The organism is Haloferax sp. Q22 (assembly GCF_001482285.1).
Lineage (GTDB): Archaea > Halobacteriota > Halobacteria > Halobacteriales > Haloferacaceae > Haloferax.
The window spans coordinates 154,108-178,105 of sequence record NZ_LOEP01000056.1 but is presented as its reverse complement, the minus strand read 5'-3'; the positions used below and the strand labels follow the sequence as shown (position 1 = coordinate 178,105).

Annotated in this window: 23 protein-coding genes; 7 read left to right on the top strand and 16 right to left on the bottom strand. The window is 66.0% G+C overall.

The genetic code is table 11. The features are described 5' to 3' along the window. Nucleotides 1-75 precede the first annotated feature (75 nt). Nucleotides 76-1,341, bottom strand: coding sequence for an APC family permease (locus AM590_RS19590; protein ID WP_256364953.1), 1,266 nt, complete (start codon nt 1,339-1,341; stop codon nt 76-78). A gap of 274 nt (nt 1,342-1,615) precedes the next feature. Here AM590_RS19590 and AM590_RS19585 point away from each other — a divergent pair, with 274 nt between their 5' ends. Together AM590_RS19585 and AM590_RS19580 are read left to right on the top strand one after the other, a co-directional pair. Next, nucleotides 1,616-2,296: a TrkA family potassium uptake protein gene (locus tag AM590_RS19585; protein WP_058828936.1), complete on the top strand. Its 681-nt coding sequence runs from the start codon at nt 1,616-1,618 to the stop codon at nt 2,294-2,296. After that, entirely contained in the window at nt 2,296-3,957 is a 1,662-nt protein-coding gene (locus AM590_RS19580; protein WP_058828935.1) for a TrkH family potassium uptake protein, read from the top strand. The genes AM590_RS19585 and AM590_RS19580 overlap by 1 nt, the downstream gene beginning before the upstream one ends. A gap of 33 nt (nt 3,958-3,990) precedes the next feature. Here the strand turns inward: AM590_RS19580 and AM590_RS19575 are convergent, their stop codons facing one another. The 3 genes from AM590_RS19575 to AM590_RS19565 all read right to left on the bottom strand — a co-directional run bounded on the left by AM590_RS19575 (nt 3,991) and on the right by AM590_RS19565 (nt 7,672). Beyond that, a complete protein-coding gene (locus tag AM590_RS19575) occupies nt 3,991-5,595 on the bottom strand; it encodes a TrkH family potassium uptake protein (RefSeq protein WP_058828934.1) in 1,605 nt (534 codons plus the stop codon). A gap of 117 nt (nt 5,596-5,712) precedes the next feature. After that, nucleotides 5,713-7,050, bottom strand: a complete 1,338-nt coding sequence (gene trkA / locus AM590_RS19570) for a Trk system potassium transporter TrkA (protein WP_058828933.1) — start codon at nt 7,048-7,050, stop codon at nt 5,713-5,715. A gap of 85 nt (nt 7,051-7,135) precedes the next feature. Next, the gene (locus AM590_RS19565; RefSeq protein ID WP_058828932.1) at nt 7,136-7,672 is read right to left on the bottom strand and encodes a type II toxin-antitoxin system RatA family toxin; all 537 of its coding nucleotides are present in this window, start codon (nt 7,670-7,672) and stop codon (nt 7,136-7,138) included. 119 nt (nt 7,673-7,791) lie between these two features. Between AM590_RS19565 and AM590_RS19560 the strand changes: the two genes are divergently transcribed. From AM590_RS19560 to coaBC, 3 genes are all read left to right on the top strand, one after another. Continuing rightward, complete coding sequence (locus AM590_RS19560; protein ID WP_058828931.1) at nt 7,792-8,760, top strand: hypothetical protein; 969 nt, start codon at nt 7,792-7,794, stop codon at nt 8,758-8,760. 83 nt (nt 8,761-8,843) lie between these two features. Then, entirely contained in the window at nt 8,844-9,623 is a 780-nt protein-coding gene (locus tag AM590_RS19555) for an FAD-dependent oxidoreductase (RefSeq protein ID WP_058828930.1), read from the top strand. 87 nt (nt 9,624-9,710) lie between these two features. After that, nucleotides 9,711-10,868 carry a bifunctional phosphopantothenoylcysteine decarboxylase/phosphopantothenate--cysteine ligase CoaBC gene (gene coaBC, locus AM590_RS19550; protein ID WP_058828929.1) on the top strand — a complete coding sequence of 386 codons (1,158 nt, stop codon included), beginning with the start codon at nt 9,711-9,713 and terminating at the stop codon, nt 10,866-10,868. Nucleotides 10,869-10,892: 24 nt separating this feature from the next. Here the strand turns inward: coaBC and AM590_RS19545 are convergent, their stop codons facing one another. The 12 genes from AM590_RS19545 to AM590_RS19490 form a co-directional block, all read right to left on the bottom strand. Next, a complete protein-coding gene (locus AM590_RS19545) occupies nt 10,893-12,635 on the bottom strand; it encodes a Na(+)/H(+) antiporter subunit D (protein ID WP_058828928.1) in 1,743 nt (580 codons plus the stop codon). Next, complete coding sequence (locus AM590_RS19540) at nt 12,635-14,353, bottom strand: cation:proton antiporter (protein ID WP_058828927.1); 1,719 nt, start codon at nt 14,351-14,353, stop codon at nt 12,635-12,637. Before AM590_RS19540 ends, AM590_RS19545 begins: the two co-directional genes overlap by 1 nt. Continuing rightward, nucleotides 14,354-15,832, bottom strand: a complete 1,479-nt coding sequence (locus AM590_RS19535; protein WP_058828926.1) for a monovalent cation/H+ antiporter subunit D family protein — start codon at nt 15,830-15,832, stop codon at nt 14,354-14,356. It lies immediately after the preceding gene. Next, nucleotides 15,825-16,184, bottom strand: coding sequence for a cation:proton antiporter subunit C (locus AM590_RS19530; protein WP_058828925.1), 360 nt, complete (start codon nt 16,182-16,184; stop codon nt 15,825-15,827). Before AM590_RS19530 ends, AM590_RS19535 begins: the two co-directional genes overlap by 8 nt. Then, complete coding sequence (locus tag AM590_RS19525) at nt 16,181-16,645, bottom strand: MnhB domain-containing protein (protein ID WP_058828924.1); 465 nt, start codon at nt 16,643-16,645, stop codon at nt 16,181-16,183. Before AM590_RS19525 ends, AM590_RS19530 begins: the two co-directional genes overlap by 4 nt. Continuing rightward, complete coding sequence (locus AM590_RS19520; RefSeq protein ID WP_042662263.1) at nt 16,642-17,178, bottom strand: DUF4040 domain-containing protein; 537 nt, start codon at nt 17,176-17,178, stop codon at nt 16,642-16,644. Before AM590_RS19520 ends, AM590_RS19525 begins: the two co-directional genes overlap by 4 nt. A 2-nt stretch (nt 17,179-17,180) precedes the next feature. Next, nucleotides 17,181-17,498, bottom strand: coding sequence for a monovalent cation/H(+) antiporter subunit G (gene mnhG / locus AM590_RS19515; RefSeq protein WP_058828923.1), 318 nt, complete (start codon nt 17,496-17,498; stop codon nt 17,181-17,183). Nucleotide 17,499: 1 nt separating this feature from the next. Next, entirely contained in the window at nt 17,500-17,787 is a 288-nt protein-coding gene (locus AM590_RS19510) for a cation:proton antiporter (protein ID WP_008092688.1), read from the bottom strand. Between the two features lie 2 nt (nt 17,788-17,789). After that, a complete protein-coding gene (locus tag AM590_RS19505) occupies nt 17,790-18,884 on the bottom strand; it encodes a monovalent cation/H+ antiporter subunit E (protein ID WP_058828922.1) in 1,095 nt (364 codons plus the stop codon). A gap of 168 nt (nt 18,885-19,052) precedes the next feature. Beyond that, on the bottom strand, nt 19,053-19,532 hold the full coding sequence (locus tag AM590_RS19500; protein ID WP_058828921.1) for an Lrp/AsnC family transcriptional regulator: 480 nt from the start codon (nt 19,530-19,532) through the stop codon (nt 19,053-19,055). An 86-nt stretch (nt 19,533-19,618) separates the two neighbouring features. Continuing rightward, nucleotides 19,619-21,820: a universal stress protein gene (locus AM590_RS19495; protein WP_058828920.1), complete on the bottom strand. Its 2,202-nt coding sequence runs from the start codon at nt 21,818-21,820 to the stop codon at nt 19,619-19,621. Nucleotides 21,821-21,822: 2 nt separating this feature from the next. Then, nucleotides 21,823-22,251 carry an NAD-binding protein gene (locus tag AM590_RS19490; RefSeq protein ID WP_058828919.1) on the bottom strand — a complete coding sequence of 143 codons (429 nt, stop codon included), beginning with the start codon at nt 22,249-22,251 and terminating at the stop codon, nt 21,823-21,825. A gap of 537 nt (nt 22,252-22,788) precedes the next feature. Between AM590_RS19490 and AM590_RS19485 the strand changes: the two genes are divergently transcribed. Continuing rightward, nucleotides 22,789-23,190, top strand: coding sequence for a hypothetical protein (locus AM590_RS19485; protein WP_058828918.1), 402 nt, complete (start codon nt 22,789-22,791; stop codon nt 23,188-23,190). A gap of 160 nt (nt 23,191-23,350) precedes the next feature. After that, complete coding sequence (gene hpt, locus AM590_RS19480) at nt 23,351-23,917, top strand: hypoxanthine/guanine phosphoribosyltransferase (protein ID WP_004977534.1); 567 nt, start codon at nt 23,351-23,353, stop codon at nt 23,915-23,917. Nucleotides 23,918-23,998: the final 81 nt, after the last annotated feature.

Genomic DNA, 23,998 nt, shown 5'->3' with positions numbered 1-23,998 from the left:
CGAAGGATCATCTTGCAGGGTCGCTGAGCTCATTCCACCTCAGCATTCACCCTGCTCTTTGGTGTGCTAATCGTTCTATGACACCCTCAGCGCCCAGGTAAACGGGTCGATAAAGAGGCCCAAAAGCACGTTACAGACGATGCCCAGGACCGGGGTGACGGGGTACAGCGGCACCTCGAAGGGTCGCTGTAGGTTCGGCTGTCGCCGCCGAAGCCGAATCAACGCGTAGTTGACGATGATAAAGCCCAGAAGCGAGAACAGACTCGCCAGGTTCCCGACGATGCGGATGGGAACGACGAGGACGGCGACGAGCATCACCACGGCCGACGCGAGAATGGCGACGAGCGGCGTCCCGTACCGGTGGTGGAACCGGCCGAGGCGGGCGGGCAACTGTCGCTCGCGGCCCATGGCGAACGCCACCCGCGACGAGCCGATGACGACCGCGTTGAGCGCCGAGATGGTCGAAAAGACCGCTCCGAAGGCGATGAGCGCCGCGCCCGTTCCGAGTATCGGGAACGTCGGCATGAAGCCCTCCGCCGCCTGCGCGATTGCCGTCTCGCCCGCGCCGGCGAGCCCGTCCGCGCCGAGCGTCCCAATAGCGACGAAGACGACGAACAGGTAAACGACCACGGTGACGGCGACAGAGAGGAGAATCGCCCGCGGGATGTTCACCTGCGGGTTCTCGACCTCCTCGGTGACGGTGGCGATGAGGTCGTACCCCTGAAACGCGATGAACGTCAGCCCCATCGCGGGGAGGACCGACAGCGGTCCCTCGGTGAAAAGCGGGTCGAACTCCCCGGCGTCGGCGGCCGTGAGACCGAACGCGACGAACACGCCGAGAATGGCGATTTTGAGTAGTGTGATCGCCGTTTCACCCCGTCCCGAGGCTTCCGTCGAGAGGGCGTTGAGCGCCACGAGCGTCACGACGGCGCCGAGCGCGTACAGGACCGGTGGCCCCGGAAGGGCGTACCCGTAGATGTGGCCGAACTCGACGAAGTTCGACGCGAAGCCGAGCGCGTACAGCGACCCCGCAATCATGTACGTGAACCACCGCGTCCACCCCATGACGAAGGCGACGGGTGCGGAAAACACCTCGCGGACGTACGCGTATCCGCCGCCGTTTCGCGGAATCGCGGCCGCGAGTTCGGCGTACGAAAGCGCCGTGAACGTCGTCACGCCGCCGTTGAGAGCGAACGCGATGATGGCCGCCGGACCGGAGATGTCGACTGCGAGCCCCGTCAAGACGAAGATTCCCGCGCCGATCATCGCACCGATTCCGACCATCGTCGCGTCGAGCAGACCGAGACTTACGGCCGGTTCGCGCCCGCCCGAGTGACTCACGGGCGGACCCTCGCTTGGCCGCGAGGCCGACTGGTCGGAAGTGACATATGTCCACATATACCATATCCGTTGATAAATATCCGGTCCGCCAAGCCGAACCGGACACCGTGAACGCGGGGTCGGGGATGGACAAATCCTCGATCATCTCCCGACTCGGCGACCGAACACGCGGTGAATCCACACTCAGTAGCCGTTTGTTCGGGAAATCGTATTTTGAACAACGAAACGACATGCCGATAGTTTTTCCACCACCCGATACGGACGCCGGAACGTCATGTACATCATCGTCGTCGGCGCGGGCAACATCGGCACGCCGCTCATCGAAATCGCCACCGAGGGCGGTAACGAGGTCGTCGTCGTCGAGCGCGACGAGGCGAAGGCCGAGGCGGCCGCCGCGACGTTCGACTGTCTCGTCCTCAACGACGACGCCACGGTCAAACAGACGCTCGACGAGGCCGGCGCGGACCGGGCCGACGCCATCATCACGACGACCGACAAGGACGCGACAAACATCATGGTCTGTCTCTTGGCGAAGGAACTCAACATCCCGGACATCGTCTCCGTCGTCCACAATCCCGAGCACATGAGCCTCTACCGCCAAATCGGCGTCAACACGATGGAGAACCCCCAGCGACTCATCGCGGAATACCTCTACCGGGCGGTCAAACGCCCGTCCATCGTCGACTATATGCGCATCGGCGAACACGCCGAGGTGTTCGAAATCCGCGTCGACGAGAACGCACCGATAGCCGGGATGACGATTCAGGAGGCGGCCCAGGAGAACCTCCTGGACGGCGACACCCTCATCGTCGCTATCGAACGCGAGAGCGACGACGACCCCGTGACGCCCCGCGGGAACACCACCATCGGTTCGGGCGACCTTTTGACCGTCTACTCCGCGAAGGGCGCGACGCCCGAGGTGACCGACGTGTTCGGCCACTACGAGGACCACTGATGCCCCGCCGCGGACGAACCGTCTCCGGCTGGCCCGCCGACCTCGCGGTCATCGGCCGCGACGTGGGTTCGCTTCTCGCCATGGAGTCGGCCCTGATGACCGCCTCAGTCCTCGTCGCGGTCGGCTTCGGCGAGTGGTACGCCGCGCTCGCGTTTCTCACCGCCGGGGGCGCAACCGCGTTCGTCGGGCTTGGTGCGCGGAAGGCGTTCGAGGACGCCCCCGCGCCCCGGATGAAACACGGGATGATAATCGCCGCCGCGGGCTGGTTCGCCACGGCCGCCTTCGGGTCGCTTCCCTTCTTTCTCACGGCGCAGTTTGCCCCGCAGAGCGTCTTCACGGCGCTCGTGCCCGCCGGGGCCGACTACGCCCAGTCGAGCCTCGTCTACTTCCGCGACCCCTTACACGCCCTGTTCGAGAGCATGAGCGGCTGGACCGGTAGCGGCCTCACCATGGGCATCCACGAGCCGTCGCTCCCGCGGACGATTCAGTGGTGGCGCTCGCTCATCCAGTGGGTCGGCGGCGTGGGCGTCATCGTCCTCACCGTCTCCATCCTCTCGCGGCCCGGTAGCGGGAGCTACGCGCTCTACCGCGGCGAGGCCAGAGAGGAGAAGATACATCCGAGCGTCGTCTCGACGGTCCGGACCGTCTGGAAGATTTTCGTCGGCTACACGCTTCTCTCGGTGGTCGTCCTCTTTTTCGCCATCCGCGCCAGCGACTACGGGGCCGCGCTCTCGCTGTGGGAGGTCGCGTGGCAGGCGCTCAACCACGCGATGACCGGCCTCTCGACCGGCGGGTTCGCCGTCACCGACGGCTCTATCGGCACGTACGACTCGCCGCTCATCGAGACGGTGCTCCTGCCGATTATGGCGCTTGGGGCAATCGCCTTTCCCGTCCACTACGCCATCTTGAAGAACCGCGATATCGACCGGCTCTGGGGCGACCTCCAGACGCGCTGGCTCCTCGTCCTCTTCGCGGTCGGCGCAGTCGCGCTGGCCCTCCAGAACCTCGTCAGTCTCCCGGCGACCGCAGGGTCGGCGTTCGTCGAGACCGCCGACTACTTCGGACTCTCGGGCGTTCTCGGCGGGCCGGAGTCGGACGCCGTCCGCGACGCCGCGTTCCACTGGGTGAGCGCGCTCACCTGCACCGGCTTTCAGGCCGCGCCGCTCGGCGAGTGGTCCGACGGCGGGAAGATTCTCCTGTCGGGGGCGATGACCCTCGGCGGGGCCGCCGGGTCGACCGTCGGCGGCATCAAAATCATCCGCGGCTACACCATCGCCCGTGGCATCCGCTGGCAGTTCTCCCGCGTGTTCCTCCCCGAGAGCGCAATCGTCAACATCGAGATGAACGGTCGTCGCCTCTCGCGGACCGAGATGGACCGTGAGTTCTCCGAGGCGGCCATCGTCTCGATGCTCTGGCTGCTGCTACTCGTCGGGTCGAGCGTCCTGCTCGTGAACCTCGCCGGGCCGGAGTTCACCTACGCCGACGCGCTGTTCGAAGTCGCGTCCGCGCAGGGGAACGTCGGTATCTCGACGGGTATCACCGGTCCGTGGATGAACCCGTGGGCCGAGACGATGTTCCTCTTCAACATGTGGGTCGGCCGCCTCGAAATCATCCCGGTATTGGTGTTCGCCCGGTCGGTCATCTACGGGCTGAATCCCTGACGAACACGGGCACTGACTTCTGTTTTTCCGGCGCTATCGCCGCCAGTACTCCGGCGTAAAGATGACCAGCACGGGCAGAATCTCCAGTCGGCCCACCCACATGAGAAGCACCATGTACAGCTTCGAGCCGTTGGAGAAGTCGAGGTAGCTTCCCATCGGGCCGACGACACCAAAGCCCGGCCCGACGTTCCCGAGGGTCGCGGCGACGGCGCTCATGGTCTCGAGGATACTCACGTCGAAGCCGGTGCGCGCGGCGTCGAGGTGAAGCACCCCGGCCGAGACGAAAAAGAGCACGAGGTACAGGAGCGTGAAGGCGTAGATGCCGCGGATGGCCCGCTCGTCGACCGCGCGGCCCGCGAGCCTGACCGGGCGGACCGCCTCGGGGTGGGCCGTCGTGAACAGCTCTCGGCGGAGCGACTTCACGATGACGTACCAGCGGACGATTTTGACCGCGCCGCCGGTCGAACCCCCGGAGCCGCCGATGAACATCGCAAAGAGCAGGCCGTACTGCGTCGGCGCGCTCCACGCGTTGAAGTCGATGCTGGCGTAGCCGGTCGTCGTGACGATGGAGACGACCTGAAACACCGACTGGCGGACCGCGGGTTCGACGTTGCCGATGATGGCCGTGCGGATCCCTTCGAGGTAGAGTTGGTCGTAGGTCTCGCCCGCCGGCGCGACGGACATGAGGCCGTCACCGAGGAAGAGAATCCCCGCGAGAATGGCCGAGATGACGCCGATGACGCCGAGGTAAGACTTGAACTCGGTGTCGCGGAACAGCCGCTTCGGGTCGCCGGTCAGCACGTGCCAGAAGAGCGCGAAGTTGGTCCCCGCGGCGACCATGAAGGGGATGATGACCCACTGTGCGGCCGCGGAAAACGCTTCGATGCTCCGGGCCTCCGGGGAGAACCCGCCGGTCGGCATCGTCGTCAGCCCGTGGGCGATGGCGTTGTACACGTCCATGTTCGGGGCGTTGCCGGTGACGTGGAGGCCGTAGAGGAGGACGATTTCGAGGACCGTGAGGCCGAGGTACGCGCCCCAGAGCGCGCGGGCGGTCTCGGCGATGCGCGGGGTGAGCTTCTCGATGCCGGGGCCGGGCGCTTCCGCGTCCATCAGTTGTGCGCCACCCACGGAGAGTTCGGGGAGGATGGCGACCGCGAGGACGACGATACCCATCCCGCCGAGCCACTGGGTGAGCTGTCGCCACATCATGATGCCGCGGGTGTGCGAGTTAAACGAGATGTCGCCGAGCACCGTCGCCCCGGTCGTGGTGAAGCCGCTCATCGTCTCGAACAGCGCGTTCACCGGGTTCCCGAGGGTCGACTCGGGGTGGATGGGTGACGTGAGGAAGGGGATGCCGTGGGCCTCGACGAGAAACGGTATCGCGCCGACTATCGTGACGGCCAGCCACGTCACCGCGACCATCAGGAAGCCCTCGCGGGCCCCGATGTCGGGGTCGTCGGCGAGCCGTTCGAGCCCCGTGCCGACGAGGACCGTGACGGCCATCGTAACGACGAACGGGAGCACCGACTCGCCGTAGTACAGCGAGACCACGAGCGGGAAACAAAGAGGGACCGCGAGATATTTCAGGACGGTCCCCACGAGACGCAGGCTGGCTCTGTAATCGACCCGCAATTTCATCCGTGGACTAACGTACCGAGCGCCGGGTTCTTCCCTGTTCGGGTTCGCGATCGAGTGCGCGACGGCGTGACGGGGTCGGGATTTCGGCGCAGAACGGGAGGCCGTGCGGCGGACCGACTACAGATTGGGTGTCACGTCGTCGATGACGCAGCTATCGACGAAGACGACGACGTGGTCACCGGGCTCGATGACGGTGTCGCCGCGGGGGGTGATGAACTCGCGGCGGCGGGTTATCGCGCCGATGACGACGCCCTCGGGGAGCGTCGCCACCGACTCCCGAATCGGCTTGCCGGCGAGGACGCTCTCGGCGTCGACCTCGATTTCCAGCACTTCGGCCTTGTCAGACTCGATGAGCGCGACGTTCTCCGCGCCGCCCTCGCGGGTAAAGCGCGTTATCTCCTCGGCGACGACCTCGCGGGGGCTGACACCCACGTCGACGCCGACGGCCTCGAACAGGTCCACGTACGGCGTCGTGTCGATGACGGCGACGGTGCGTTCGACGCCGAGGCGAGCGGCGAGCAGCGACACGAGCAGGTTCTTCTCGTCGGAGTCGAGCGCCGAGACGAGCAGGTCGGCGTCGCCGATGTGCTCGCGTTCGAGGAAGTCCACGTCGGTCGCGTCGCTCTCCATGACGATGGTCCCCGGGAGCATCTCCGCGAGTTCGCGGGCGCGGTCGGGGTCGTGCTCGATGAGTCTGGGCTTGAAGCCGCGCTCTTCGAGCAGGCGGGCGACGTGGTAGCCGATTTCGCTCCCACCGACGATGACGACCTCCTCCGCGGTGCCCGACTGCTCGCCCGGCGAGACCGAGCTTGCGAACCCCTGGACGCTCTGGGGACTGCCGATGACGACGACGCGGTCGCCGGGGCCGATGACGGAGTCGCCGCGGGGGATGGTGACCTCGCCGTCGCGGAGGATGGCCGCGAAGGTCAGCGAGTCGAACCGGTCGGCCTCGCTCACGGTCTGGTTGGCGACGGGGCTCTCCTCGTCGACTTCGAACTCGGCCATCTGGACCTGCCCGCCCGCGAAGGGGTCAACGTCGCGCGCGGCGGGGAGGCCGACGACGCGGACGATGGACTCCGCGGCGAGCAGGTTCGTACAGACCATGAAGTCGATGCCGAACGCCTTCTCGGAGCGCTGCCACGTCCGGAGATACTCCGTGTTCTTGACCCGGGCGATGGTGAAGGCGTTCGAGATGGCCTTGGCGGTCGCGCAGGCGACGATGTTCGTCTCGTCGTCGTCGGTCGAGGCGATGACCATGTCGGCGCGCTCGACGTCGGCCTCTTCGAGCGTGTCCACGGAGGTTCCGTCGCCGTGAAGCGCCAGCACGTCGAGCGTGTAGTTCAGTTCGTCGACGCGCTCGGGGTCGCAGTCGATGACGACGACCTCGTGGGTCTCGTCGAGGTCGGCCGCGATGGACGACCCGACCTGTCCGGCACCGATGATTATCACGCGCACCAGAGACCAGCCCCTGTCATACGTCTGGTTTGGACCGCGGGCGCGTATGTGCATTTCCCTTCACGTATTTCCGGCGCATCGGCGGTCACGACCCCGGTTTCGAGTGTATCGTCAGTTCCACGCGTCGCGGCCGCCCCTCGATGTCGGCGACGATTCGCTCGACGATTCGCTCCGCCTCCTTCTGGAGCACCGGTCGGAGTTTATCGATGACCCACCCCAGCGAGACGAACCGCGGGAGGTCGATGTCGCCCGCGGAGACACTGTCAGGGTCGTACTCGACCTCGAAGAAGACGCGACAGGCGGTATCGGCCTCCGACGGGGCGTCGGCCGGCAGGTCGTTGAGTTCCTCGACCCGCCAGCGACCAACGGCGTGTACGTCCTTGGTGATGGTCCAGTCGATTCGCGTCGGCGGGGTGACGTCGGTCACCTTCGACTCGGCAGTGTAGGTGAGCTTCCACCACGAAAAGTACAGGGCGTACCGCGTGCCCGGCGACCCGTCGCCCGACTGTCGCACGTCTCGCAGATGCTTCGAGTAGTCGGCGTACCGCGGGAAGTCCACGAGGAACTCGTATATCTCCTCGGGGGGCAGGTAGACGACGGTGCTGACGGCTATCTCGTCCACGAGCGTCGAATGGGGTCGGCGGGACCAAAGCCTTGTGGGCCGCGTCGCCCGTTCCCACGGGACTGACAGCCGTCGCAATCGCAACCTATAATCGGCCGGTGTCTCGACCTAGAGCCGAGATGGTGGGGGGGACGCTTCGGGACGTCAGAGCCGAGATTCGGTCTCTGGCGCGTCCCGACGGCGACTACGCGATAGTGTGCGGTCGCACGGGTTCGGAGCCCGGAGCCGCGACTGGCCAGCGGTTTCCGGACCGACGCACCGCCGGGGAGGCCGCGGAACTGACGAGAGAGTACCGGGCAGCGCTTCGCCGATATGATCCGAACATCCCATACGACGACCCGCAGGTGTACGAGGTGTCGAAGGGGCCGCCTCAGTCGGCCACAGTGGGGTCGGAAGACGACTACACCCGCTACAGTGCCTTCTGCCACGACACCGCGGGCGCGCTGTTCGAGGCGCTGTCGGAACTCGGCCACCGGGAGGCCGAGACCGCCGCGATGGAGACGTACCTCACGCTGGCCGAGGTCGTCGAAGACCACGACGACTTCTGTCTCACCTTGGTGTGGAGCCTGATGAGCGAACTGGACGTCCGCCTCTCGGTCGCCGAACAGCGGGCGGTCGTCGAGACGGCCGCCGGACTGTTCTGTCCGAAACCGACGCCAAACCCGGTTGACGCGACGCTCGGGCAGCTCGAAACGGTCGGCTTCGTCGAGGGGTACTCGGTGCGGCCGATTCCCGACACCGGGGCCGACATCGCGGCCGACAGGGCGTCCGAAACCGACGCCCGAGCGGACGCCCTCACCGACGCGCGAACTGATGGCGACGACAGCTCTCGGACGTGGGAACTCACGTTCGGCGACTACGCGCTCGCGGAGCGAACCGGCCGGATTCCGACGCTCCCCATCGCTGTGTCGCTCCTCCGCCGGACGCCCGGGCGGGCAGTGCGCTTCATCGACGGCGAGGCGCTCTCGGACGGTCGCTGGCGGCTTCGCGTCCGGATGACCCCGGAAGGCGAATCCGCGGGGCTCGTCAGCGTTGAGGCGGCCGAAAACCGCTGGCTCAACGACCCGGGCGCGTCGCTGGGCCGATAACCCGCTAGCGATGCGGGACGCGGGGTTCGGCAGACTTCGGCGACATCCGCACGGTTTTACTCGCCGCTGAGCTATCGCACGGTATGAGCGAGACGAACCCACGAGACGCGCTCGTCGTCGGTGGCGGCGTCGCGGGCCTCACCGCCGCGACGTTCCTCGCGCGCGCCGGCCTCGACACCCTCGTCGTCAACGAGGGCGAGCCAATCGTTCGCCGAAACGCCCACCTCGAAAACGTCCCCGGTTTCCCGGCAGGCGTCAACAGCCGACTGTTCACCGACCTCCTCTCCGAACAGGCCGACCGAAACGGCGCGAAGCGACTGACGGGCCGGGTCACCGGCCTCGACGTGCTCGGCGACGACGACGACCCGCTGTTCCGGGCGACCGTCGAGACCGACGACGGCGAAGAGACCGTCGAGGCGTCGCGGGTCGTCGCGGCCTCGTGGTCCGACGCGTCCTATCTCGAAGACACGGGCGTCGACCTCCGGGCCGCCGGGTCGAAGACCTACGTCGACGTGGACGACCTCGGCCGGACCGCCGTCCCCGGCATCTACGCCGCGGGGCGACTGACCGAGATTTACCATCAGGCGGTCGTTGCCGCCGGCGACGCCGCGGAGACGGCAATCACGCTGGTCCACGACTCGGGGACGGCGTTCTACAACGACTGGGTTGCGCCGACCGGCTACTTCACCGACCGCGGCCGCGAGGTGCCGCCGGCCTGCGAGGAGATAGACGCCGACGAGCGCGCCCGCCGTGAACGCGAGTCCCGCGAGGTCATGCGCGAGTTCTTCGCCGAACCCCACGACGAGCGCCAGCGCACTCACCCGAGCCTCGTCGACGACGAACTCGGGCGACTGGACGAGTAACCGACGCCGAGTCCCGCGGGTGCGGTCCGAGACCACCCCGCGCGGACGCGAATCCTTTTAACCGATAGCGGGCGCAGAGACGAGTGAATGCTCGAAGGTGTGAACGTCGCGCTCGGGGTGACGGGGAGTATCGCGGCCGTGAAAGTCGTCGAGTTGGCGCACGAACTCCGCCGGCGGGGCGCGTCGGTCCGCGCGGTGATGACCGACGCCGCGACGGGAATCATCCACCCGTGGGCGGTCGAGTTCGCAACCGACAACGACGTCGTGACCGAGATTACCGGCCGCGTCGAACACGTCGAACTCTGCGGCCGCGACGGCTGGGCCGACGTGTTCCTCGTCGCGCCCGCGACCGCCAACACGGTCGGCAAGATAGCCGCTGCCATCGACGACTCCCCCGTGACGACCACCGCGACCACCGCCCTCGGCGCGGGCGTCCCGGTCGTCGTCGCGCCCGCGATGCACGAACCCATGTACGACCACCCCGGCGTCCTCGACGCCATCGAGCGGGTGCAGTCGTGGGGCGTCGAGTTCGTCGACCCCCGCATCGAGGAAGGAAAGGCGAAAATCGCCACCGAAGAGGCTATCGTCACCGGCGTGGCGAAAGCGACGACCGAACAGACGCTCGCCGGGAAATCCGTCGTCGTCACCGCCGGCGCGACGACCGAGTCCATCGACCCAATCCGCACCCTCTCGAACCGCGCCTCCGGTCGCACGGGCCGCGCCGTCGCCCGCGCGCTCGCGATTCGCGGCGCGGACGTGACGCTCGTCCACGACGGTGACGACGCGCACTACGCCGACGTGCTCTCCGTCGAGTCGGCCGCCGAGATGCTGGAGGCCGTCGAGGCCGCGGTCGTCGCCGACGCCGACGCGCTCGTCTCCGCGGCCGCAATCTCCGATTTCACCGTCGAGGCGGCCGACGAGAAGATTCGCTCCGGCGAGGCGCGCACGCTCGACCTCGAACCCGCGCCGAAGCTCATCGACACCGTCCGTGAGGCGCATCCCGACCTCACCATCGTCGGCTTCAAAGCCGAGACGACCGGCGACGACGAGGCGATGGTCGGGGAGGCCCGCCGCATCATGGACCGCGTCGGCCTCGCGTTCGTCGTCGCCAACGACGCCTCCGTGATGGGTGCGGACGAGACCCGCGCGCTCGTCGTCCGCGCCGACGAGACGAGCGAGTACGTCGGGTCGAAAGACGGACTCGGCGCTCGCGTGGCCGACGAACTGAAAACGGAACTCTCGTAAAAAACGACCCGGGGCGGCTCGGGACTACGCGAGTAGTCCGACGAGCACGCCGCCGAGTATCAACACGACGAGTGCGATACTCGTCGCAATCGTCGCGCGAAGGCTCCCGACGGTAATCGAGTCCGCCTCGGTCCGGCCGAGGCCGCCGGCGATCCGACGCAACGCGGGGTACGGGTTCGCAATCGCGCCCGCGACGTCGTAGGCTGCGGCCGAAACGACGCGGTCGATGGCGGCGAAGAGACCGGTCGCACCACGAACCAGCCCGCGGGTGCCGTAGAAGACAGCGGGATTCAACAGGGCGTCGACGTCCGGCACGTCTCCGACCTTCGAGAGCGGCTTCTTCACGACCACGAAGCCGATGACCCCGAGAACGGCGAGCGCGAACCCTTCGCCGAGGTGGCTGAGCGTGAAGGGGTGCGCGTCGGCGGTGCTTCCGGGCAGTATCGCGAACAGCGCGTCGGGGTACAGCCCGAAGGCGACACAGAGCCCCGCGACGCCGAGCATCGCGACCGACTGGCCCGTGCCGGCGCGGTCGAGCGACCAGTCGCGGTCCGCATCGCGGAAGAACGCGTAGTAGCCGAACTTGATGAACGACATGAACGTTCCGACGCCCCCGGCGAGGAGGAGATAGAAGATACCGTCCAGATGCTCCTTGTGGGCGGCGGCGGTAATCATGCCCTTGCTGACGAACCCGTTGAATCCGGGGAAGCCGCTAATCGAGAGGGCGGCGACGGTGAACGCGAGCGCGGTCGCCGGCAACGCCCCGCGGAGGTTCCCCAGGTACTTGAGGTTCTCTTCGCCGGTCCGCGAGAGGACGACGCCAGCGGTCATGAACAACAGCGCCTTGTAGAGGATGTGGTTGTAGACGTGTGCGAACGCGCCGGCGGTCGCGAGCGCCGTGCCGATGCCGACGCCGGCGACCATGTACCCGACCTGCGACTGGATGTGGTACGCCAGGAGCCGCCGCATGTCGTTTTGCATGAGCGCGTAGCCGACGCCGACGACGGCCATCGCGGTCCCCATGTACGCGATTGCGAGGTTCCCGTCGGGGAACGCGCGAGCAAGGCCGTACACCCCGGTCTTCGTCGTGTAGACCGACAGGAAGACACTCGCGGCGAAGTGGGGACGCGGATACGTATCGGGAAGCCACGTGTGCAGCCCGACGAATCCGACGTTGACGCCGATACCGAGCGCCGCGAGCGCGGCCGGAACGCCGGCCGCGATACCGTCGGTCGCCGAGAAGAGGAACGTCCCCACCTCGACGTAGTGCCAGACGATAGCGCCCATGAGCAGGCTACCGCCGAGTCCGTGGGCAATCGCGTAGCGGTAGCCAGCGCGCACCGCTTTCCCGCCGTAGTCCCAGACGAGAAGCGTGCTCGTGACCGCCATGAGTTCCCAGAAGAACACCATGGTGAGCCAGTCGCCGGCGAAGACCGCGCCGAGGCTCGTCCCTACGTAGCCGAGGGCGTAGGCCGTCTGGACGTTCCGCGCGCCCGACGAGTACGAGTAGAGGACGGCGGCCGCGCCGATGAGGCCGAAGATAATCCCCATCAACCGTGAGAACTCGTCGACGTTGAACAACACGGCGTCGAAGCCGAGGAACGTCACCGGTAGGTGTGCGCCGGCCGGGGCGAGAAGTGACCAGACGGCCACTCCCCCGGTCGAGAGCACGCCCAGCCCGTGCCCGATCCGACGCGAGACGAACGGCATGACGAGCGCGACCGCGAGCACGACGAACGCCGGCGGCAGGAGTGTCGCTATCGACATCAGAACACCACCCCCGTCACGTCGGCGACGACGCGCTGGACGAGCGCGAGGAACACCGCCGTCTGGGGAACGATCCCGAGGACGATTGCACCGGCCGCGGCAATCGTAATCGGGGCCATCATGAACCACGTGCTCTCGGTGCCGAGGCGACGATGTTCCCACCCGCCGGCGGGCGCACCGCCGTGGTGGTGATCATGGTCGTGGTCGGACTCACCGTCGGCCGCGGCGACGTGGTCGGATTCGCCGTCGGTCACGGCGATGTGGTCGCTCGGGTTCCGGTCGACGGCGTACTGCTCACCCTCGGCGACCGAGTCTTTCGACCCGCCGTCGGTGACTGCCCGCACGCCGCCGATGGGGAACTCGATGAGAGGTTTCGCGTCCGAGTCCTCCGGCGTCTGGAAGAACGCCTGATAGATGACCGGCCAGAAGTAGCCGATGTTCAACAGGCCGGACGCCAAGAGCACGAACACGAAGACCGTCTGTTCCGCCTGGATGCTCCCGATGAGGAGGTACCACTTGCTGACGAACCCGGCGACCAGCGGCAGGCCGGCCATCCCGAGGCTCGCGACGGTGAACGCGATCATCGTCAGCGGCATCCGCCGGCCGATTCCAGCCATGTCGCTGATGTCGTCGGTGTGCGTCTCGACGTGAATCGCGCCCGCACAGAAGAACAGGGTGAGCTTCATGAACGCGTGGGCGGGGATGTGGAGTAGCCCGCCGACGAGCGCCGCGGGGGAGAGCAGGGCCAACCCGAGGACGATGTACGAGAGCTGACTGACCGTCGAGTACGCCAACCGCCGTTTGAGGTTGTCCTGTCGGAGAGCGATGATACTCGCGACGACGATGGTGAACGCGGCGACCGCGGCGAGCGGGAGGCCGACTCCGAGCGAGCCGACGGTGTCGGGACCGTACACGTCGAGGATGACGCGTGCGATACCGAACACGCCGCTTTTGACGACCGCCACGGCGTGGAGCAACCCGGAAACGGGCGTCGGGGCGACCATCGCGTCGGGGAGCCACGAGTGGACCGGCATGAGCGCGGCCTTCACGCCGAATCCCGTGACGAGCAGCGCGAACGCGGCCCGCGCGACGACCGGGTCGGCGTTCGCGAGCGCGGCGATGCCGCCGGCGGAGAACTCGACGGTTCCGGTCGTCCAGAACACGAGCGCCGTCCCGGCGAGGGCGGCGACCCCGCCACCGAAGGTGTACGCGAGGTATTTCCGACCGGCCTTTCGGGCCTCCTCAGTCTCGTCGTGCGTGACGAGCGGATACGTCGCCACCGTCAACAGCTCGTAGAAGACGTACAGGACGATGAGGTTCGAGGCGAACGCGACGCCGAGGGCGGCGCTGACGCTCCCCGCGAACGCCGCGAAGTACCGCGTCTGGGCGTGTTCGTCCAGCCCGCGCATGTAGCCGATACTGTAGAAGCTCGTGATGAGCCACAGGAGGCTCGCGAGCAGGGCGAATATCATCCCGAGCGGGTCGGCCCGGAGGACGAACCGAACCCCGGGGACGAACGTCCCGAGGTCGGTGACGTACGTCGTCCCGTTGAGAACCCCCGGAACCATGCTCGCGACGATACCCAGCGCGGAGACCGCAGAGAGAACGGTGAAGCCCTCTCTGACGTTGGGGCTGCGTCTCGATGCAACGATAGTGACGACACCGATCGCCGCGGCTAGCACCGCCGCGAGCGGCATCAGTGATGGGACGTCTGTCATTTAGAAGTACACCTCCAGTGCCGGTTGGATGACGGTGATGAGGTCGGAGCCGAGAACACCGAGAACAACCGCGGCGACCGCCGAGACGACGACGACAGCGCGCATGCCGAACGACACTTCCACGGCGTCGTTTCCGCCGTCGGTCGAGACGGCGTCCGCCTCGGGTTCGGGCGCGGTGAAGTACATTCGCTCGATAACCCGGCCGAAGTACGCGAGGGTGAGAAGCGTGCTCACCACGACGACGGCCGCGACGGACCACGCGCCGGCTTCGACCGCACCGACGACGATGTTCCACTTCCCGACGAACCCGACGGCCGGCGGGATGCCGACCATCGAGAAGGCGAGGACGGCGAACGCCGCGCTCGATATCGGTGCCTTCGCGGCGAGTCCCGCGAAGTCCTCGACCGTCCGCACGCCGAGACCGGTGGCGAATACGCCGACGGTGAGGAACAGTCCGCCTTTCATCACTGCGTGGCCGACGAGGTGGACGACCGCTCCGACGAGCGCCGTCTCGTTCGCGAGGCCGATTGCGGCGACGACCAGACCGAACTGCGAGACCGAGGAGTACGCGAGCATGCGTTTGAGGTCGGACTGCATGACCGCGAGGACCGCCCCGACGACGATACTCACCGACGCGAGCGCCACGAGGGCATCGCCGGCGAGCGAGATCTCGTCGAGGAACTTGGTCGTGTACACCGCGTAGATGATGCGGACGAGTGCGTACGCGGCCGCCGTCGAGACGAGCGCGGAGATGTACGCGCTGACGGTGTCGGGCGACTCGGCGTAGGCACCGGGCTGCCACGTGTGCAGCGGGAAGACGGCGACCTTGACTAGGAGGCCCGTCACGATGAGCCCGAAGCTGGTCAGTATCGCCGGCGAGGTGTAGCCGACCGACGCGACCGCTCCGGTAAGGTCCGCCATGTTGAGCGTCCCCGTCATGATGTAAAGGTACCCGACGCCGAGCAGGTAGAGGGACGCGCCGATGGTCCCGACGAACAGGTACTTGAGGCTCGCCAGCGCCGCCCTCGGCGACCGACCGCTGGCGACGAGGGCGTAGGTCGCAAGACCCGTAATCTCCAGGAAGACGTACAGGTTGAACACGTCCGCAGTCGCGAAGACGCCGGAGATGCCGGCTGTGAGCAGTGCGAGTTCGCTGTAGAACGCGTTCGAGTGCGGCCCCGCGCGGCGGGCGTAGGCGAGCACGCCGAGCGTCGAAAGCGACACGAGCACGAGCAGCGGCGCGGAGACGCCGTCGGCGACGAGTTCGATACCGAACGGCGGTTCGAACCCACCGACTGCGTACGAGATGACGCCACTCTCGAGAACTTGCGCCGCGACGGTCGCGGAGAGTCCGAGGTGGACGAGCCCCATCGCGGCCGCGACGAACCAACCGATTCGCTCGAACCGTCCCCCGAGAGCGACGGGGAACAGCGACGCGGCGATGGGGACGACCACGAGGAGGACGAGCGCGTCAGTCATCGACCTGCACCTCCTTGATGACGTCTTCGTCCAGCGAACCGTAGCCGTCGTAGATGCGGATGACGAGCGCGAGCGCGACTGCCGTCAGGCTGACCCCGACGACAATCGCCGTCAGGATGAGCACGTGCGGGAGCGGGCTCACGAACGTCTCTTCGCCGTGGCCGACCACGGGCGGAGCCCCGCCGTCGACGTACCCGGTCGTCACGAAAAACAGGAAGATTCCGACCTGGAAGATGTTCATGCCGATGATTTTCTTGACGAGGTTCGGACTGCCCATGACGACGTAGAGTCCGATACCGAACAGCAGGATGCTCGCAATGTAGTTGTAGTGCGTCGTGAGAAGGTCGATCACGTGTCGTCACCTCCGGAGTCGTGGTTGAATCCACCCGCGAGGTTCATGAACAGCGAGACGATGACGCCCGCGACGATTGCGCCGATACCGAGTTCGACGAGTTCGATACCGTACTTCACGCCGTGGCTGATCCCGTAGGCGGCGTACTCCAGGAACGCCCCGTCGAACGCGAGCGCGCCGATGCCGATACCGACGAACGTCGTCGCGCCGACGCCGACGATGAGCCGGATGACGCTGTCGTCGAGCCACTCGCGCGTCGGCTCGATACCGAACGCGAACGCGAGCATGATGATGCTGGACGCGACAATTGCGCCGCCCTGGAACCCGCCACCGGCGGACTCCGCGCCGTGGAACATGACGAACAGCCCGAAGGTGAACACGAACGGGCTGACGACGCGAACCGTCGTCATGATAATCGTACTCTCGACGTACGCGCTGAGAGAGCCGTCGGCGGCGCTCATACGTACACCTCCTTGCGGAGGACGACGAGAACTGCGAGCCCCGCCGCGAGAACGACCGCGGCCTCACCGAGCGTGTCGAACCCACGGTAGGCGGCGAGGATCGCCGTCACGACGTTTTCGACGTCGGTCTGCGGATAGGCGTTTTCGAGGTAGTACCGGGTAATCTCCGAGGTCGCAACCGGTGAGTTCGGATCGCCGATCGTCGGGAGCGACCGAACCGTCGTGAGCAACACGCCCACGAGACCGGTCGCGATTATCGCGGGCCCCCACGCGACGCGCTCGAAGAGTCGGTCTCCTCCCGGCCGGACCGTCCGAACGATTGCCAGGAGGAACAGCACCGTCGTGACACCCGCTCCGACGGCCGCTTCCGTCAGCGCCACGTCGGGCGCTCTGAGGAGGATGTAGACGATTGCGACGCCGAAACTGAACCCGGCGAACGCGATAATCGCGCTGAGGATGTCTCGGAGGAAGGCCACGGCGAGCGCGGCGAAGACGACGAACGTCAGCAACACCCCGTAGAGGAGTAGCTGCACGTTCAGTCACCCTCCTCATCGCTCGTGGTCCACGGTTCGATACCTTGGTCGTGGGCCGCCCGTGCGATGGCGTGAGCGGCCGTCGGGTTGGTGATAAGCATGAACAACAGAAGCAAGACCGTCTTGACGGCGGAGACCTCCGCGCCGAACAGGAGCGCGATGCCGCCGAGAGAGAGCACCGTTCCGAGCGTATCGCTCTTCGAAGTCGCGTGGGCGCGGGTGTAGAGGTCGGGCAGTCGGATGATTCCGACGACCGCGACGAAGCTGAAGAAGACGCCCGCGAGGACGAGTCCCACGACGAGATATTCGAGGGGCGTCATCTCAGAGGACACCTCCGCGCTCGACGATGAACTTGGAGATGGCGATGCTGGCGAGGAAGTTCAAGAGCGCGTACACGAGCGCGACGTCCAGGAATCCGGAGAGACCGAACGCCGCGGCGACGAGCGCCAACACGACGACCGTGTTCGTCCCGATGGCGTTGATCGCGATGACGCGGTCTTCCATCGTCGGTCCGCGGACGACGCGGTACAGGAGGACAACCGCGAACGTGATGAACGCGCCCGCGGCACCGAGTAACACCGTCTCGAACGTCGAGAGCTGTCCGAGCATCGTCACTCGTCACCATCCGTTTGGTCGTCGTCGGTCCACGAGGCTATCGTCCCGCGCTCGGCGGGCGTCGGGATACGCGCCGCCGAGCGTCCGTAGAAGACGAACCGAACGGCGCGTTCGAGTGCGCCGCCCGCGAGTCCGTCTCGGGCGGAGCCGGTGAGCGAGTGGATGATAAGGCTGTCCCGGTCCATATCGACGGTCAGCGTCCCCGGCGTGAGCGTGATGCTGTTCGCGAGGGTCGTCACCGAGAGGTCTCCCCAAATTGCCGCCCGGTACCGCTGCATCTCCGGGTCGATGGGGAGGTCCGGGTGGAGGATGATGTAGGCCACGGAGAAGTTGGCCTTCACGATCTCCCACAGCAGGTAGGGAACGTAGAGGAGAAAGCGGGCGATTCGGGCGACGGTTCCGGTCACGGACGGCGTGTTCACGAACGAGATGCGTGCGAAGACCGCCGTCACGACGCCGGCGGAGATCGCGCCGGTGACGAGGTTGAACGTGTCGAAGACGCCCGCGAGGAGGAGGTAGAATCCGAACGAGACGCCGAACATCGCGAGGGCCTTCGAGACGTTCGCTCGGCTGGGAAGCCGGCCGCGCTCGACGACGCGGTCGACCGGCGCTTCCTCGACTACTAACCCCGACCGCGCGAGTTCGAACTCGAGGGGCTGGAGCATCGGAGCGCTCCCGCCGGGTTGGTACTCCGGGTCGAGAACGATGCGGTCGAGGCCGCGGTCACGAGCGTACTCGAGGAGTACTTCGGCGAAATCGTTCGGCGAAAAGAGGTATCGGTCCTCGCCGACGACGGCGGTCTCGATAGAGACCGAGACGTCCTCGGCGTCGAGGTCGCCGTCGTCGTCGTAGTCGAGGTCGTCGTTCGCCCAGACGCGCGCCCGTTCGAGGGTATCGGCGACGGCGTCGGCCGCCGAACGCTCGCTCTCGTCGACCAGTTGCCATCGGACGGGGTACACGAAGTGAACGGTCGATTCTTCGCCGGTTTCCGCGGCGATGCGCCGCGCCTCGCGGACCGCGTATGCGACGGTGTTCCGGAACGTGGACGACTCTCCGACCGGAACGAGAATTCGGGAACTCGTATCGGGCATCAGCCACCTCCGAAGTCGGACCGGACGATTCGTCGGGACGTTCGATACTGGCTCATTGGTACTACGTGACTGTAGCGAAAGCCAAGCAAAACCCTTTCCGCTATCCGTCGGTCAGACGTGGGTCGCACTGTCCAATCGAGACCGCTGAAACGGCGTCGACATCCGGGGTTACGGCTCGTTCGTCGAGTCTCCGGCGAACGGGCTGTAGGGGCAGGTGTACTCGTTGCGGATTATCTCTTCTTCTGCAATCTCGAACCCCATATCGCTGAGTTCGCGCCCGATTCGACTCAAGTCGTCGCTGTTTCGGCCGAGCGCGACGATGTGGACGTTCTTCTCGCCGGACATAATCTCTCGAACCGAGATGACTCCCTCGACCGAGAGGGCGTTTCTCGCGAGCTCTTCTCGCTTCGAAATCGGCGCCGTACAGAAGATAATCGTGTGGAGCTGGTAGCCGAGCGCCTCGTAGTCGATGTCGAGGTGGCTCCCCCGGATAATGCCGCTCGATTCGAGCTTCGAAATCCGGTTTCGGACCGTGCTCGAAGAGACGTTACGTGCGGAGGCGATATCGTTTCCCGACGTGTGTCGCGCGTCTTTCTGCAGCGCATAAAGGATGTATCTATCGAGCTCGTCGATGGATGTCGACGCCATGAGCCGACCAATGGGGCTCCCGAAAATATGTGTTTTGGTCGCGTGAACCGCCGATGAACGCGCGGAGAGCGAACTGTCCGCCGAGGTCAGAACAACTGACGGTCGAGCGCGCGCATGAGTCGCCCGCGCCGAGTCGCGTCCTGACCGTGAACCGCGAGTACCGAACCGCTCCACTCGTCGATGACCGCCTTCGCGTCCGACCGCCCGTTCCACTCGTCGGCGGCCACAACGAGGAGGTCGCTCTCGGTCGGCAGAGTGTGGGGGCCACTGTCCGTGGAGAGCGTCCCCATCTCGACGGGGGCGCTACACAACTCGGCGATGTCGGCTTTGTACTGTTCGAGGGACCGTCGCCGGGCCGCCGAGTCGGTGGTGTCCCCGCAGTGACTCAGGTGGATCCGACCTTCGGACTCGCTCGCCAGCGCGTCCGCGACGGCAACTTTCGTCGGGTCGTACGGCCCCTGGCTCGCGAGCAGTTCGACGGTGCGAATCCCGTCGAGGTCGGGGCCCTTGAGTAGACCGGCTTCGCAGGGTGCGTGACGGAGAATCCACGACGTATCGGTTCCGAAGAGGCGCTCGCTCACGCGCTTTGTCCCCGTCGGGTGCTCGACGAGGAGGAAGTCGACGTCCTGGTTGGCGGCGTAGTTGACGACCGCGTGTCGCGTGTCGTGGGTGACGATGGTGCCGCACCGTATCGGCACGCCGAACTCGTCGTCGAGCTCGTCGGTCTGCCGTTCGAACTCGACGTCGGCTGGCGATTCGACCGCGGACGCGTAGGCCAAGGATGTCTGGTCCGGCACCGTCTCGAACCGCGCGACCGTGACTCGTCCGTCGTTGGCGCGAGCGAGTCTCGAAGCCACCTGAATCAGCGCCCGCTCTCTGGCTTTCGAGATGTCGTGCGAAATCGCCACGAGGGCGTGGTACTCGTCGCGGTGCGCTTGGATGGCCGCTTCGGTTCGTTCGACCGCGTTGCGGCTGACCTCTTGGCGAACGGCGTCAGCGGCCGCGCCCTCGCGGTCGACGCGAGACCGGGCGTACACGAAGAACCAGAGGGCACCCGCGATGGTGAGAACGACCGCACCGACGAGCGGGAGAGTCCCCATCTGGGTGAGGAGGACGAGACCGCTGACCGCGCCGAACACCTGCATCCACGGGTACAGCGGCGAGGTGAACGACGGTTCGTACTCGACGTGGCCCTCTCGAAACGCGACGACGGCGAGGTTGATAAGGACGAACACGAGGAGTTGGAACGCGCTCGCGAGCTTCGCGATGTCGAGCAGCGGAACGAACGCGATGAGGAGCAACAGCACGACGCCAGTGAGGGTAATCGACGTGCTCGGGGTTCCGAATCGGTCGCTGATGGTCGATAACGACGGCGGCGCGAGTTTGTCTCGGCTCATGGCGAACGGGTACCGCGACGAGGAGAGAACCCCGGCGTTCGCGGTACTGACCAGTGCGAGGACCGCAGCGACGACGACGGCGATGACGCCCGCGGTTCCGAGCGAAGCCTCCGCGGCGAGTGCCATCGGCGTCGCGCTCTCGGCGAGGACGCCGCGGTCGGTGACCCCGACCATCACGGCGACGATGAGGACGTAGAGGACCGTCGTGAACCCGAGCGACCCGAGGATGCCGAGCGGGATGTTTCGGTCGGGGTCTTCGACCTCCTCGGCAACGCTCGCTACTTTCGTCACACCCGCGTAGGAGACGAACACGAGACCGGTCGCAGTGAGCAAGCCGCCGACTCCGCCGTTGAAGAACGGACGGAAGTTCGTCGACTCGACGGTCGGCGTCCCGCCGAGGACGAACCAGACGAGCGCGACGAGCATGATGGCGACGATACCGACCTGTAGCCTCCCGGTCTGTTTTGCCCCGACGAGGTTGACGACGACGAGGAGCGCCGCGAGCGCGAGCGCGACCGGCGTGACGACTGTGGAGGGGACGTCGAACAGCAACAGCAGGTACGGCACGCCGCCGACGAGTGCGAGCGCACCTTTGAACGAGAGCGAGAACCACGTGCCGATACCGGCGATGGTGCCCAACAGTGGACCCATCCCCCGTTCGATGAACAAGTAGGTGCCGCCGGCTTCGGGCATCGCCGTCGCCATCTCGGATTTCGACAGCGCCGCGGGCAGCACGAGAACACCGGCGATCAAGTACGCCAAGATAACCGCGGGACCCGCGATATCGACCGCGAGCGCCGGTAAAATGAAGATTCCGCTGCCGACCATCGCCCCGATACTGATCGCGAGCACCGAGAAGAGACCGAGGTCTCGTTCGAGTGTTTTTTCCACGGTTATCCACCCGCTCGCGCGTCCTCTGCCGGTTCGGCGCGCGACCCGACGACCATGTCAGTGACGAGCGATGTGACACAGATCACTTCGACACCGAGGTCCTCGAACACGTCCGTGTTCTGCGGGTCGTTAACGAGTACGGTGACTCGGTCGACGTCGAACGTCGTTCGCGAAGCCTGCGTGAGAAGCAGGTTCGTCGGATCGATCCGTCCCACGACGATGACCGCGTCCGCGTTTTCGTTCCACGCGGCTCGGAGGGACTGTGGCTCGTCGAACGCCGCGACTCGCGCGTCGATGCCGCGTTCGATCGCGTGGGCGACCACTGCCTCGTTCTCGTCGATGAACGTGACGGATTCGTACTCCTCCAGCAGTCGCTCGGCGAGCGCGCGACCCGCGTGCTCTCCACCGAGCACGAGTGGTTGGTGTATCATGGGTATGGTCGTGACTCAAGCTGGGCGCAGCGTTCGGTCACTCACGCTACCTATGAGACGAAAGCATATATTTTAATCGGGTTTTGTAGCCAATCGACAAAATAGAAGTATACTATTTATCGAATCGTCCTAGATCGCTGGAGAGGGGGAACCGACCCCGAACTACTACGCGGTCTGTTGGTTTTGGGATGAAATAGCTGAAAATACGGGTAGCGTAGTCCACTAATAATCAATGTAGTTGTGCGATAACGCGCTCACGGGCCCATTTCTTAACGGTTCCCACCAGCCACATGGGGGCGAAACGCCGCCCTCGAGACCGGGGTCAAATCAGAGAGTCCGGTCTCGTAGTAGACGCCGGTTTCAGGCGATTTCTGGCCGGATTTGGCGGGGGATAATTATTACCTCCAGTGTGACCCTCAAATTTATAACACTGACTCACAATCGGACATTTATGATCCGTCCAGGCGCGCGCTCCGGGCAGGGAGACGCGCAGCGTCAGGGCAAGGGGGGAAACGAATGATAATCGACCCGTCACGGATGGCATCCGTCAACGGACCGGGACCCGACAGCGAGGTCGCGATGGACGCGCTTTGGGGGACTGCGAAGGGGGCAGTCTCTCTGGTCGCCGTCTACGGTGCGACGGCCTTCGACCTGTTTCACGTCGGGGAGTCGGTCCGCGAGGACTTCGGGAGTCGCGACGAACTCGTGACGCACCTGAGCTCGCTCGCTGAGGAGACTCGGCGCGAGTTCATGGAGCGCGGGCTGTTTTCCGGGCTTAGTCCGGTACAGAACAGCGTCGAGTACCGGTTCGAGGAACGCGACGGCTACGGCGTGTTGCAGGTCTACTGCGGCGGTCGCGGCATGTTGCTTTTCGTCGAACCGGACGAGACGGTTGAGCCGCTGGTGAAAACCGCGTCACAGCTTCTCGGCGGGATGTAACCGCCCTCGGAGCGTCGCGCTCCGTGCGGAGACCGCTGTCGGTGAGCGGTCGCGCTCGGCGTCGGTCGGCCCACGGTAGTCGATACCGCGAGACGTGGGTCGGCGTGTCCGAGAGCCATCGAACCGCCACATTTTATGCCTAACCGGGGAAACGAGCGCCATGGACCAGTTGCGGCAGTCTCTCCTCGACGCGCCGATCATCGAAAAAGGAGATTACGAGTACTTCGTCCACCCCATCAGCGACGGGGTTCCGATGCTAAAGCCGGGGCTCCTGCGCGAGATTGTCATCAAGATCATCCGCAAGGCGAACCTCGAAGACGTCGACAAAATCGTCACGCCCGCGGCGATGGGCATCCACATCTCGACGGCCGTCTCGCTCATGACGGACATCCCGCTCGTCGTCATCCGCAAGCGCGAGTACGGCCTCGACGGCGAGGTCTCGCTCCACCAGCAGACGGGCTACTCCGAGGGCGACATGTTCATCAACGACGTGAACGAGGGCGACCGCGTGCTCGTCCTCGACGACGTGCTCTCGACCGGCGGCACGATGAAGGCCGTCCTCGACGCGCTCGACCACATCGGCGCGGACGTCGTCGACACCGTCGCCATCATCAAGAAGGCCGGGCCGAACGAACTCGACGACTCGGACCACCACGTCAAGACGCTCATTAACGTCACCGTCGAAGACGGCGAAGTCGTTATCGTCGACGAACACGGCGACGACTGACCGACGCCGACACGGCCGCGACGCCTCACCGTCGCGCCGTCCTCCCTCGCGGATTTCCGCCTCCGCGGGGCCTTTTTGTGG